The 12,692-nt window shown below is 68.8% G+C and carries 9 protein-coding genes; 6 read left to right on the top strand and 3 right to left on the bottom strand.

The window, feature by feature from the left end; translation table 11 throughout:
- Positions 1–37: 37 nt before the first annotated feature.
- Both ACTHMF_RS17890 and ACTHMF_RS17885 read left to right on the top strand, forming a co-directional pair.
- Positions 38–934, top strand: coding sequence for a glycosyltransferase family 2 protein (locus ACTHMF_RS17890; protein WP_440319506.1), 897 nt, complete (start codon positions 38–40; stop codon positions 932–934).
- Positions 935–1,010: 76 nt separating this feature from the next.
- Entirely contained in the window at positions 1,011–3,500 is a 2,490-nt protein-coding gene (locus ACTHMF_RS17885; protein ID WP_440319505.1) for a glycosyltransferase, read from the top strand.
- 58 nt (positions 3,501–3,558) lie between these two features.
- Here the strand turns inward: ACTHMF_RS17885 and ACTHMF_RS17880 are convergent, their stop codons facing one another.
- Genes ACTHMF_RS17880 through ACTHMF_RS17870 form a run of 3 tightly spaced genes read right to left on the bottom strand, consistent with a single transcriptional unit; the run spans position 3,559 to position 6,878 of the window.
- Positions 3,559–4,776 carry a polysaccharide pyruvyl transferase family protein gene (locus ACTHMF_RS17880; protein ID WP_440319504.1) on the bottom strand — a complete coding sequence of 406 codons (1,218 nt, stop codon included), beginning with the start codon at positions 4,774–4,776 and terminating at the stop codon, positions 3,559–3,561.
- A 28-nt stretch (positions 4,777–4,804) separates the two neighbouring features.
- Positions 4,805–5,956: an ABC transporter ATP-binding protein gene (locus tag ACTHMF_RS17875; protein ID WP_440319503.1), complete on the bottom strand. Its 1,152-nt coding sequence runs from the start codon at positions 5,954–5,956 to the stop codon at positions 4,805–4,807.
- Between the two features lies 1 nt (position 5,957).
- Positions 5,958–6,878, bottom strand: coding sequence for an ABC transporter permease (locus ACTHMF_RS17870; protein WP_440319501.1), 921 nt, complete (start codon positions 6,876–6,878; stop codon positions 5,958–5,960).
- A gap of 226 nt (positions 6,879–7,104) precedes the next feature.
- On the opposite strand from ACTHMF_RS17870, the gene ACTHMF_RS17865 reads away from it, so the two are divergent.
- From ACTHMF_RS17865 to ACTHMF_RS17850, 4 genes are all read left to right on the top strand, one after another.
- A complete protein-coding gene (locus ACTHMF_RS17865) occupies positions 7,105–8,409 on the top strand; it encodes a hypothetical protein (RefSeq protein ID WP_440319499.1) in 1,305 nt (434 codons plus the stop codon).
- Positions 8,402–9,793: a hypothetical protein gene (locus ACTHMF_RS17860; protein WP_440319497.1), complete on the top strand. Its 1,392-nt coding sequence runs from the start codon at positions 8,402–8,404 to the stop codon at positions 9,791–9,793. Before ACTHMF_RS17865 ends, ACTHMF_RS17860 begins: the two co-directional genes overlap by 8 nt.
- Positions 9,794–9,931: 138 nt before the next feature.
- Entirely contained in the window at positions 9,932–10,384 is a 453-nt protein-coding gene (locus ACTHMF_RS17855; protein WP_440319495.1) for a hypothetical protein, read from the top strand.
- The gene (locus ACTHMF_RS17850; RefSeq protein ID WP_440319493.1) at positions 10,384–12,678 is read left to right on the top strand and encodes a hypothetical protein; all 2,295 of its coding nucleotides are present in this window, start codon (positions 10,384–10,386) and stop codon (positions 12,676–12,678) included. Before ACTHMF_RS17855 ends, ACTHMF_RS17850 begins: the two co-directional genes overlap by 1 nt.
- The last annotated feature ends 14 nt before the right edge of the window (positions 12,679–12,692 follow it).

Raw genomic sequence — 12,692 nt, 5'->3', positions numbered from 1 at the left:
GCGGCTACGGCCGGTATCTGAAGCGACTCCTCGAGGCATGACGGCGGACGGGGCGCTCGGGGCGGGGTCGGCCGGCTTCGACCGGTCCCTGGTAGCCGTCGTCACGGTCAGCTACGGCTCCGAGGATGTCCTCCCGGCGTTCCTGGGCGGGCTCGCCGATGAGATCGCGGCGGGGATGGACGTGGTCGTCGCCGACAACGCGCCGTCCACAGGGTCCCCGGTGCCCGGCATCGTCGAGCGAGCGGGTGCCAGGTACCTGGCCCTGGACGCCAACCACGGATACGGCGGAGCGGTGAACCGGGCGGTGGCGACCCTTCCCGCCTCCGTCGAATGGGTGCTCGTGAGCAACCCGGACGTCGTGCTCGATCCCGGCGTGATCGCCGCATTGGTCGCGACAGGGTCCCAGGCACCGGCGATCGGCAGTGTCGGTCCCGCTGTGCTCACCCCGGAAGGCGAGGTCTATCCGTCGGCTCGCGAGGTGCCGTCGATCCGGAGCGGCGTCGGCCACGCGCTCTTCGCCAACCTCTGGCCGGAGAACCCCTGGACGACCCGCTACCACCGCTCCAACGACACCGGGAGCCAGCGCGACGCCGGTTGGCTGTCGGGATCCTGCGTCCTCGTCCGGCGCAGCGCGTTCGAGGCCGTCGGCGGCTTCGATGAGGAGTTCTTCATGTACTTCGAGGACGTCGACCTCGGCTACCGCCTCGGGCTCGCCGGCTTCCGGAACGTGTATCAGCCCGCCGTCTCCGTCGTGCACACCGGCGCGCACTCCACCCGCTCGCACCGCGCGGCGATGGTCGCGGCGCACCATGACAGCGCCAGGCGGTTCCTGCAGAAGAAGTACCGCGGCTGGAGGCTCGCGCCCGTGCGCTGGACGCTCGGGGTCGGCCTCGCGATCCGTTCCCGCATCGCCGAACGCCGCGCTCGCGACTGAGCGGCCGCCCGGTTCCCGGCCAGCTTGCGCTGCTAAACTCGTGCCGCTTCCGTCCGCCGAGAACCTGAAGGAACGAATGTCTGTACTGAAGCCCGGTGTTGTCTCAGTCGTGCTGGTCAACTTCCGGGGTGTCGACGACACGCTGCAGGCCATCCGGTACCTCCGCGAAACGGACTGGCCGTCGGAGCGTCTGGAGATCGTCGTGGTCGAGAACGCCTCGGGCGACGACAGCCTCGAGCGGCTGAAGGCCGAGGCGGGCGACGACGTCCTGATCGTCGAGTCGCCGGAGAACAAGGGCTTCGCCGGCGGCTGCAACCTCGGCGTATCCCAGAGCTCCGGCGAGTTCCTGGCCTTCCTCAACAACGATGCCCGTCCGGACGCCGGCTGGATCTCGGCCGCCGTGGCGCGGTTCGGCGAGAACGGTCGCATCGGTGCGATCGCGAGCAAGGTGCTCGACTGGGAGGGCGAGAAGGTCGACTTCATCGACGCCGCCCTCACCTGGTTCGGCATGGGCTACAAGCCGCTCACCGCGCAGCCGATCCCCGCCGATGAGGGAAACAAGGCCCAGGACGTGTTGTTCGGCACCGGGTCCGCCATGTTCGTGCGCCGCGACGTCTACGACCAGCTCGGCGGCTTCGACGAGGCGTACTTCATGTTCTTCGAGGACGTCGACTTCGGCTGGCGGCTCAACCTGGCCGGCTGGCGCTTCGTCTACGAGCCGGAGTCTGTCGCCTACCACAAGCACCACGCGTCGATGGGCGGCTACGGCGCATACAAGGAGGCCTACCTCCTCGAGCGCAATGCGCTCTACACGCAGTTCAAGAACCTGGGCGACGAGAAGCTGGGCGAGACGCTGCAGGCGACGATGGCCCTGAGCGTCCGCCGCGGAATCGAGAAGGGGCAGGTCGACACCACGGTGTTCGACCTGCGTGCGGGCGATGACGACTCCACCGAGAACGCCTCTGTGCCGAAGATCGCGCTCTCGAGCATGTATGCCATCGACCAGTTCGTCTCCGCCCTGCCGGAGCTCCGCGCCAAGCGCGAGCACATCCAAGGCACCAGGGTCGTCTCGGACTCGCAGATCTGGCGGCTGTTCCGCGAGACGAACGCCCCGTCGTTCTCCTCAAACCGCTACATCGACGGCTACGTCGCGCTGACCGACACGTTCGACGTGTTCGACGGCCCCGTCGGCACCAAGGTCCTCGTGATCACGGGCGACCCGATCGGCCAGCAGCTGGCCGGTCCGGCCATCCGGGCCTGGAACATCGCGGAGGCGCTGAGCGCCAAGCACTCGGTCACGCTGGTCTCGCTGGTCGGGATCGGGGACGTCACGGCGCCGTTCGACCTCGCCCACGTCCGCTCCGGCGACGACCGCGCGATGAAGCAGCTCGAGCAGTGGGCGGACGTCATCGTCTTCCAGGGCCTGGCGATGGCGCTCTTCGAGTCGATCCGCACCTCCGAGAAGATCATCGTCGCGGACATCTACGACCCGATGCACCTGGAGCAGCTCGAGCAGGCGCGCGAGCTCCCCGAGGCGCAGTGGAAGCGTCAGGTGCTCGACGCCACCGAGGTGCTCAACGAGCAGCTGGCGCGCGCCGACTTCTTCCTCTGCGCGTCGGAGCGCCAGAAGCACTTCTACCTCGGCCAGCTGGCCGGGCTCGGGCGCCTCAACCCGGCGACCTACGCGAACGACCCCGACCTGAACGACCTGATCGCCGTCGTGCCGTTCGGCCTCTCCAGCACCCCGCCGCAGCACGTCAAGCCGGTGCTCCGCGGCGTTCGGGACGGCTTCGGCGAGGACGAGAAGATCCTGATCTGGAGCGGCGGTCTCTACAACTGGTTCGACCCGCAGACCCTGATCCGCGCGGTCGGCGAGGTGGCGAAGAGCCACCCGCAGACCCGGCTGTTCTTCCAGGGCGTCAAGCACCCGCACCCCGGCGTCCCGGAGATGGAGATCGTCGCGGAGTCCCGCCGCCTCGCCGGCGAGCTGGGGCTGCTCGACTCGGTCGTGGTGTTCAACGACACCTGGGTGGACTTCGCGGACCGGCAGAACTACCTCCTCGAGGCCGACGCCGGCGTGAGCACGCACCACGCGCACGTCGAGACCACCTTCTCGTTCCGCACCAGGATGCTCGACTATCTGTGGGCCGGCCTGCCCATGATCGTGACCGAGGGCGACCATTTCGCCGATCTGGTGCGCTCGGAGGAGCTCGGCATCGTCGTCCCCGCCGGCGACGTGTCCGCGCTCGCGGCCGCCATCGAACGCGCTCTGTACGACGAGGCATTCCGACGCAAGGCGGCTCGCAACATCAAGCGCGTGCGCCCCTCCTACTACTGGGAGTCCGTGCTCGAGCCCGTGGTCTCGTTCGTGGACCACCCGCACCACGCGGCCGACCTGGTGGAGGACGGCCGGTTCAAGCACGAGTACGTCCCCGGCGCGCTTCCGCCGCGCCGCGCCAAGCACGGATTGCGCCGCGATGCCGAGCTGGTGTTGCACTACATGCGCAATGGCGGTCCGCGCGTCGTCGCGAGCAAGGTCAAGAGCCGGCTGCGCAAGCAGGGCTGACGCCAGCCGGACGCACCTCGGGTGCCGCGTGGAGCTCCACGCGGCACCCGATCTGCGTTCAGCGCCGGCGGAGGCGCCCGATGCGCTCGCGCAGGCGGACGCGCAGCGGACCCACCTGCCGGCTGATCGCGAGTCCGCGCTTGACCCACCAGCGGGTCAGCAGCTCGTCGTACCGGCCCGTGACGTCCTGCAGGGAACGCTGCGCGTCGGCCGCCTCGTTCACGGCGGCCTCCCTGCGCGCCTCCACGATCGAGAGCGCGAGGTCCCGATCGGAGATCACGCTGGAGGACTGGCCGAGCAGGATGCGGTCGCGCTCGGTCGTCCCGGCCTCGCCCGCCGCGTCGCCGGTGGGCGAGGCCGGGCCCGCCGCGGAGTCGGACGCGGGCTGAGCGCCCAGGATCCTGGCGTACTCGTCGTACACCTCGTTCACAACGGCTTTGTCGGCGGCGACCTGGGCGGAGGCGTCGAAACCGCCGTGCTCCAGCCGGTCGACGACGTCGACGAACTCGCGCTCGTCGCGGATGATGAACTCGCCGAGCCCGCGGTCGCGGAAGTAGTTCTCGATCTTCGGCTGGTGCACGGCACCGAAGCTGACGCCCTGGCTGTAGGCGAAGATCGACGCGTGCAGCGAGGACGTGATCAGGTAGCTCATCTGCCGGATCACCGAGTGCAGCTCCAGCGGCGCCAGGTCGGGCAGCACGAACGAGTTCGACCAGTCGAACGGCATCGAGCGCATGAACGAGGCGTCCAGGTTGTAGTGGGTGAACGGGATGAACACCTTCTTGTGCGGGATCCGGTTCACCAGATCCACCATGTTCTCCAGCAGGCGCAGGGTGTGCGGGACGAGGTGGATGCCGACGACCGTCTCGCCAGGCTCGATGCCGTCGAGCTCGAAGTGCGGCGACTCCAGCAGCGTGGTCGTGCACGGCACCAGGCGCGCGTCGGGGACCCAGGTGCGCAGATGGTCGACCTCGACCTCCGAGCGCGCCGACACGAACTGGTAGTCGCGCAAGTAGTCCAGGTCCGTCGACGTCGGCCAGACACCCGCAGCGTTGAGGATGTGGCTGCCGGTCCGACGGTAGTGGTCGTAGAAATCGTCGCCGACCTCGCGGATGAGCTCTCCGCCCCCGATGATCAGAGGGGCGTCGGCGTCCGCGAAGGGGTCGACGTAGTCCGAGTCGATGCCGCGAGCCGCGAGGACCTGCCGACCGGCGATGCCGATGGCGATGTCCCCGGTGTTCCGGCTGATCGAGTCGAAGAGGAGGTGAGCGGTCATGTCTGCTTTCGGGATGGAAGGGACACGTCTAGAAGGACACGTCCGGAGTGATCCGGAGGAGGCCGCTTCCGACTTCGGGGTCCACAATATCGAACGCCGTGATTCCCGTCCGGCGGTCGTAGGTGGTTCCCGCGTCGTCTCCCAAGCCGATGTTCACCACGTACCGGCCGACGCCCAGGCGCACGTCGGGCAGATGCACGCGGACGACGTGCGTGCCCACCGTGTTCGGGAGCTGCACGTCCAGCGGGAAGGTCGTCCAGCCGTAGAGCCGGACGCCGAGCGCACTCTCCAGCGCGAGGCCGATCCCCCAGGGCAGCGCGGTGTCGGAGATGTGGATCTCGATGTCGATGTCGACGTCGGTCCTGCCGTTCTCCGTGTGGATGCTGCTGGTCGCGCCGAGCAGCGTGTACGGCGATCCGGCGGTGCCGAACTCCGAGATCGCGTGCCGATTGGCGTCGTACCCCTCGCGCAGCACCTTGAGCCCGATCACGGGGTCGCCGTCGTGCTTCATCACGCCGTGGTCGAGGACGACGACGCGGTCGCAGAGCTGGCCGATCTGCTCGGAGGAGTGGCTGACCAGGACGATCGTGCGGCCCTCCTTCTGGAACTCCGCGATCTTGTCCATGCACTTGCGCTGGAACGGCTCGTCGCCGACCGCGAGCACCTCGTCGACGAGCAGGACGTCGGGGTCGATGTGGATGGCGACGGCGAACGCGAGGCGCACGTACATGCCGGAGCTGTAGAACTTCACCTGGGTGTCGATGAACTCGCCGATCCCGGAGAAGTCGACGATGGCGTCGAAGTGCCGCTCGGTCTCCTGGCGGCTGAGGCCGAGCAGCGCCGCGTTGAGGAACACGTTCTCGCGGCCGGTCAGGTCCGGATGGAAGCCGGCGCCGAGTTCCAGCAGGGCGGCGACCCTGCCGCGGTAGCGGACGGTGCCCTGCGTGGGCTGGATGATGCCGCCGATGGTCTTCAGCAGCGTGCTCTTGCCCGAGCCGTTGTGGCCGACGAGGCCGATCGTCGTCCCGGAGTCCACCTCGAGCGAAACGTCGCGCAGCGCCCAGAAGTCCTCGCGGTGCTCCTTGGAGCGGGAGAAGTTGAGGATGCGCTCCTTGATCGACTTGTCCTTGTGCAGGACGAAGCGCTTGGAGACGTTCTCGACGGAGATCACTTTTGTCATGTCACAGCTCCTGCGCGAAGTTGCCCTGCAAGCGGTTGAAGACGCGCTGGGCGATGAAGAGGAGGACGAGGCTCACGAGCGCGGAGATCGTCAGCCGCAGCACGAGGTCAGGCGGAGCGTTGTAGGCGTCGATCGTGGCGCCGGCCGTCCACAGCCCCTGCTGCATGCCGAGCACCGAGAGCGTGATCGGATTCGCCAGGTAGAGCTGCTCCAGCCAGTTCCCGTGCAGAGCGTCGTGCACGAAGCTGAACGCGTAGACGATCGGCGACGCCCAGAACAGCACGGTCAGCACCACCTCGACGAGGTGCTGGATGTCGCGCAGGTACACATTGAGCGCCGACAGCAGCAGCGCGAGCGCCGTCGCGAAAAGCAACAGGTTCACGAAGGCGAGCGGGACGATCGCCAGCTTCGGCGTGAGCGGGAACTCCCCGAGTACTGCGGTCGCCGCGAGGAGGATCACCAGCTGGATCGCGAAGGTGAACAGCGCGCTGCCCACGCTGGCCAACGGGAAGATCTCGCGCGGCAGGTACACCTTCTTGATTAGACCGGAGTTCGCCACGATGGACGTCGTCCCGCCTCCCACGATCTCGGTGAACAGCGTCCAGATGGTGAGGCCGACGAAGACGAAGATGGCGAAGCTCGGCACGTTGCGAGCGGCGCCGAGGATCTGCCCGATCGCGAAGTAGTAGATGAGGAGCTGCGTGAGCGGGCGCACCAGGCTCCACAGCAGTCCGAGCGAGCTGTCCTTGTAGCGCGCGCGCACCTCGCGCCGCACCAGCAGGCCGAGGAGTTCGCGGTGACGCCACAGGTCGGCGAACGACCGGCCCATCCCACGGAACAGCTGGGGCTTCTCACCGACGACGTTCCACGGTGCGGCCGCGATCGCCTGGGCGCGGGCAGCGGCGGACGGTGTCGAGGACATGGGGGCTCCTGATTTCGACGTGTGCACGGGGCAGGACAGAGTGACAGGATATCCGGCCTGCCTTGGAGCCGCCGCCGAGCGGCCCAGGCGGCGGAAGGTATGCTGTTGCGGGGTTCGCCGCGCGCGGTCCATGACGTATACGGGAGAGTTCATGACGATAACGGCTGAGCCGGGGGTCCGCCCTGCCCGGGCCGCGCGAGGTCGCCACTGGTTGAGGATCCTGTGGGTGCCCGTCCTGCTGGTGATCGCCTCCCTCGCGATGGGCTTCACCGTCACCTCCTCGCACGGTAAGGCGCTGTCGCCGGTCGACGAGTGGGACTACATCGACTACCTCTACAAACTGCCGCAGGAGCCCGTCGTGCCGCGCGGCGACATCGCGGGGCCGGAGACGCTGAGCATCATCTCGTGCGACGGTTTCCGCATCTTCGGCACCATGGGCGCGCCGTGCGGCACGAAGCCCACCGATCTCTCGCAGTACCCGCAGAGCGCCATCAACACCGCCGCCGGGTACACGCCGATCTTCTTCTGGGTCACCTGGGCGGGCGCGAAGGCGATCCAGGTAGTCACGCACGTGGACCTCGTTCAGGCGGCGCGCTACTTCGGGGCGTTCTGGCTCGCCGGGGGCGTGCTCATGCTGTGGGGGCTCATGCGGCTCTTCCGCGTCCATCCGGTGGCGATCCTGGCCGCTGGTCTCGCGCTCATCGCGTCGCCGTACTCGTGGTGGACGTACACCTTCGTCAGCACGGACGCGCCGTCGGTGCTGATCGGCGCGCTCACCCTGTTCGCCGCGGTGAAGTTCGCCCGCGGGCAGTGGTCGGGCTGGTGGCTGGTGGCGATCGCCTTCGTCGGGACCCTGGTCAAGGTGACGCACCTGCTCGGGGCGGCGCTCGCGGTGCTGTATCTGGTGATCGAGTTCGTGATCAGGCGCGTGCGGGAGAAGCGCAGAGGCTTCGAGTGGCGGCGCTCGATCGGCAGGGGGAGCACGGACGGCTTGCTCGTCTTCGGCGTGCTCGCCGGGCTCGCGGCGGCCGTCGCCCAGTTCGGCTGGCGGTTCGTGCTGAACCTGAACGTCGTCGGGCCCGATCCCGACCAGGGCGTCCACCGCCCGCTCACCTCGACAGCGCTCCAGGCCGAGTTCACGAACTTCCTCCCGAACACGATCGTCGCCAACGTCAGCGTCGGACACATCCTCGGGCTTCCGGTGCCAGGCGCGATCATCGCGCCGCTGAGCTGGCTCACGATCGCCGGCGTCATCGGCGCCTTCGCGATCTACCGCTGGCGGCGGCCGGAGAGCTCGATCGTCTATGCGGTCGGCATCGGCGCAGTGTGCCTCGCTCCCGTCCTCGCCATCGTGCTCGCCCTCACCGGCGGCTACCTGCAGCTGCCGTCGCGCTACGGCGGCGTGCTGCTCCCTGGAATGCTGTTGATGCTCGGCCTGATCGCCAAGAACCGCATCTTCGTCTACGGCATCCTCGGCTACAGCGTGTTCCTGTACGGCTACATGATCCTCCACGCCCCGTTCTATGGCTGAGCGGGCGGAGTCGGCGACGACCGAGCGAGGGGCGGCCGCGCCGGCGCGGATGGACGCCCGCCGGACGCGCCGCGTCGACTGGATCCTCGGGGCTCTCCTGGTCATCGCGAGCATGCTCGTCGGCATCGTCCAGGTGTCGGAGCACAAGAGCGTCTCGCCCGTCGACGAGTACGTCTACATCGATTACCTGGCTAAGGTGCCCTCCGAGGGCATCGTCCGTGGCGGCGAGCGGACGGGCGACTACGCACGCGAGACCCTGGCGTGCCGCGGCGTCCGGCTGCTCGGCACCTACCCGCCTCAGCTCTGCCGGACCGCCGACACCGCGCCTGACTCGTCGTTCCCGACCGGTGGCACGAACTCCGCGGACATCTACACGCCGTTCTACTTCGTCATCACCTGGGTCCTTGCGCAGCCCTTCCACTGGGTGGGCGTCTCCGACCTCACCAACGCCGGCCGGCTCACCGGCTGGATCTGGCTGGCCGCCGCGGCCGTCCTGCTCTACCTGAGCCTGCGGCGGCTGCGCGTCGGCCCGTTGCTCTCGTTCGGTCTCGGGCTGCTCATGGTCGGGTCGCTGCCCGCCATCTGGTTCAACACCTACATCAGCACGGACGCTCCGACGATGCTGGCCGGGGCGGCGATGCTCTGGGGGCTGCTCCGGTTCGAGGACGGCGCCCGGTTCCGCACCCTCGCGCTCACCGTCCTCGCAACGGTCGTCACGCTGTTCAAGCTGCAGAACTATGGAGCGGTCGGGGTCGTGGCGGTCGTGCTACTGCTGCGCGCCGCGTGGCAGGCGTTCTCGGTGCGTGGAGAGCCGTTCGGCGCGCGCCTCCGCTCCTGGATCACGGACCGCCGCGTGCTCGCGGCGGCGCTGATGGCCGTCGTGCCGATGGTGTTCGAGGTGCTGTGGCTCGCGCTGCGCAACGCCATCCGCGTGGGGGAGAGCGTCGACCAGGGCATCTCGGCGCCCTTCGGCTGGAAGGCCTTCATCTCGGAGATGTTCAAGCTCTTCACCGGGCCGGCCGAGGGCGCGCGGGACCCGTCGGCGCTCGGCCCGATCGGCTTCATCCTCGCGACCGTGCTGAGCTGGGTCATCGTCAGCGGTGTCCTCGGCGCCGCGGTCGTCGAGCGCCGCGGCTCTGTCGGGGAGTCGATCGCCGTTTCGACGTTCGGCATCGCGCTGCTGCTGGGGCCGGTGCTCGCCATCCTGACCATCGCGATGGCGGGATACTACTTCGCGCTGCCCGTCCGCTACGGCCTCTCGCTGCTGCCGTTCTACCTCGCCTGCGCCGGGATGCTGTACCGGAGGAAACCGTGGGTCGGCAACGTCGTCGCCGTCGTCGGCATCGGCTGCTTCGGCCTGTCCTTCCTGCTGCCCGCCGGCTGAACCGCGTGCCGTGTGCCCCCAACTAGGGAGGGCAGGGGGTCGTGGCCCTGCATATCGCACGGTTACACTCGAAACGCGACCCGAAAGCACCTGAAGCGACATCCGTCGCATCTCGCCGACCCCGAGAGACGACCCATCATGACCAGGTCCGCCGCCCTTCCCGCTGCGCTGACAGCACTCGCCGCCGTCGTGCTGCTCGCCGCCTGCGCGGAGAGCCCGGTTCCGGCGCAGACGCCAGTGCCGCCCTCGGCCACGAAGTCGGCCGCGCCCGGCAACGATGCGCAGACCCCGGCGCCCGTCGAGGCGGTCCTCGTGGTGGCGAGCGTCGATCCGGACGGCGCGCACGTGACGGCGTCCGGCTATCTGCAGGGCGTCGTCCGCGACGGAGGGACCTGCGTCTACACGTTCAGCGGAAGCGGATCGGAGTTCACCGTGGAGCAAGAGGCTGCTGCCGACAGGATGACGACATCGTGCGGCACCGTTCAGGTGCCCTTCGACAAGTTCACGCGGGGATCCTGGACGGTGACCGTCGGGATGACCGTGGACGGCAGGACCGTCACCTCGCAGCCGACCACGGTGGAGGTGCCGTGATGCGCCGCGCTCTGCTCGCCACCGCGGCGATCCTCTCCGTCGTCGCGACGGTCCTCTCCCCGGTCTCGCCCGTCGCGCCGCTCGCGGCGGAGACGCCCGCCTCCGCGGCGGACGGACGGCAGTTCGATCCTGGCAACATCATCAGCGATCAGCTGTTCTTCGACGGCGGCGCGCTGAGCGCATCCGCCGTCCAGTCGTTCCTCGCCGCGAGGGTGCCCACCTGCCGGTCCGGATACACCTGCCTCAAGGACTACCGGCAGTCCACGGCGAGCAGGGCGGCCGTCGACGGCCGCTGCGGCGCGTACACCGGCGCGGCCCACGAGCTCGCCTCCACGATAATCGCCAAGGTCGGAGCGGCCTGCGGCATCAGCCAGAAGGCGATCCTCGTGCTGCTCGAGAAGGAGCAGAGCCTCGTCACCGACACCTGGCCCTCCAGCGGCCAGTACCGCTCCGCCACCGGCTACGGCTGCCCGGACACCGCGGCGTGCGACAGCCAGTACTACGGCTTCTTCAACCAGGTCTACAACGCCGCCCTGCAGTTCAAACGGTACGCGGCGTCTCCGACCAGCTGGAACCACATCGCCGGGCGGGTCAACGCCGTCAGGTACAGTCCGAACGCCTCGTGCGGGTCGAGCAACGTCTACATCCAGAACCAGGCGACCGCCGGACTCTACAACTACACCCCCTACCAGCCGAACGCTGCCGCCCTGTCCAACCTGTACGGGACCGGCGACTCCTGCAGCTCCTACGGCAATCGCAACTTTTGGCGCCTCTACACCGACTGGTTCGGTGCGACCACCATCCGGTCGTCGCTGCTGCGCACTCCGGAGAACCCGCGCGTCTACCTGGTCTCCGGCACAGTCAAGTACCCGGTGCTCACGCAGGACATCCTCACTGCGTACGCGCCGCTGGGGCAGGTCGGCTACGTGTCGCAGAGCTACTTGGACGCCTACAGCACGGCGCAGGCCGCCGGCCGTGTGCTGCGCGGGCCGGACAACACCATCTACTTCACGGATGCGAACGTGAAGCTGCGCTTCGGCAGCTGCGACCTCGTCGCCGCGTACGGCGGCCGCTGCGCGACGGACGGCTACGTCCAGCTCACCGCCGAGCAGCTGGCCGGCTTCGCGAACGGCCCGCAGATGGGCCCGGTGCTGGGGACATCGGCGGGCGCGCGCTACTACGTCACCGGCGGTACCAAGCGCGAGATCCTGGACGCGGCCTCTCAGGCCGCCGCCGGGTTGCCCGCCACATTCCCCGTGCTCACGGAGAATGCGGTCGCCGCGCTCCCGTCCGGGCGCCCCGTCGTCCGCGACGCCGTGTTCGCGGCCGAGCGCGGCACCTCCGGTTACTCCTACTTGGGCAACGGCATGCGCTACACGGTGAATGCCGGCGCCGTGGCCGCAGCGCAGGCGTCGAAGCGCGCCGCCGGCTCGCTCTGGCCCGCCAGCCTCGCGACTCTGCCGAGCGCGTCCGGCTCCTTCAACGGTGTCGTCACGATCGCCGGCTCGTCGAGCGTGTCTGTCCTCTCCGGCGGCGGGCGGTACGTCTGGACGTCCGGAGGCGGAGCCCTCAGCCCGGTCCCCGTGCCGCAGGGGTTCCTGGACAGCTACCCCTCCAGCGGGCAGATCGCGACGGGCGCTTACATCAAGAGCGCGAGCTCGCCCGTCGTGTACCTGGTGACGGCCGACAAGCTCCGCGCGATCTCGACGTGGGACGTGCTCGTCGCGATGACGCCGGGCCCGACGATCGCGACGGTGCCGGACGCCCTGCTCACCGCGATCCCGAAGGGAACGACGCTCACGCTCCCGACGAACACGCTGTGGCGCACCGCGTCTAATCCGATGGTGTACCTGATCAATGGCACCACGAACAAGATCGCGCTCACCGATCTCGCGCATGCCACGGACCTGGGCGTGAAGTCGGTCGGGTACACGACGCAGTCCAACCTCGACGCGTACCAGACAGCGCCGAAGCCGCTCGGCTTCGGCATCGTCTGCGGGACGACCAGCTACGTCAGCGCGGGCGGCGCCATCCACGCGATCTCCGACGCGCAGAAGACCCTGTATCCGTTCGCCTACGCGGCGCTGGACTCCTACGCCTGCCGGCTGCTGAAGGTGGGTGGGCCTGCGACATCCTTCATCCGAACGCCGGACAACGCCATCTACCAGCTCGTCGCCGGTCAGAAGCGTCACGTCACGACGATGGACAGGTACAACCAGCTCGCGCAGGGCCAGACGTTCCTGAACGTCTCGGCCGCGTTCGGCGCCGCGATCCCGACCGGTCCCGCGGCCTGAGCGGCCCCGCCTGA

Source organism: Leifsonia sp. (assembly GCF_051955155.1).
Lineage (GTDB): Bacteria > Actinomycetota > Actinomycetes > Actinomycetales > Microbacteriaceae > Leifsonia.
This window is presented reverse-complemented; position numbering and strand designations above follow the sequence as displayed.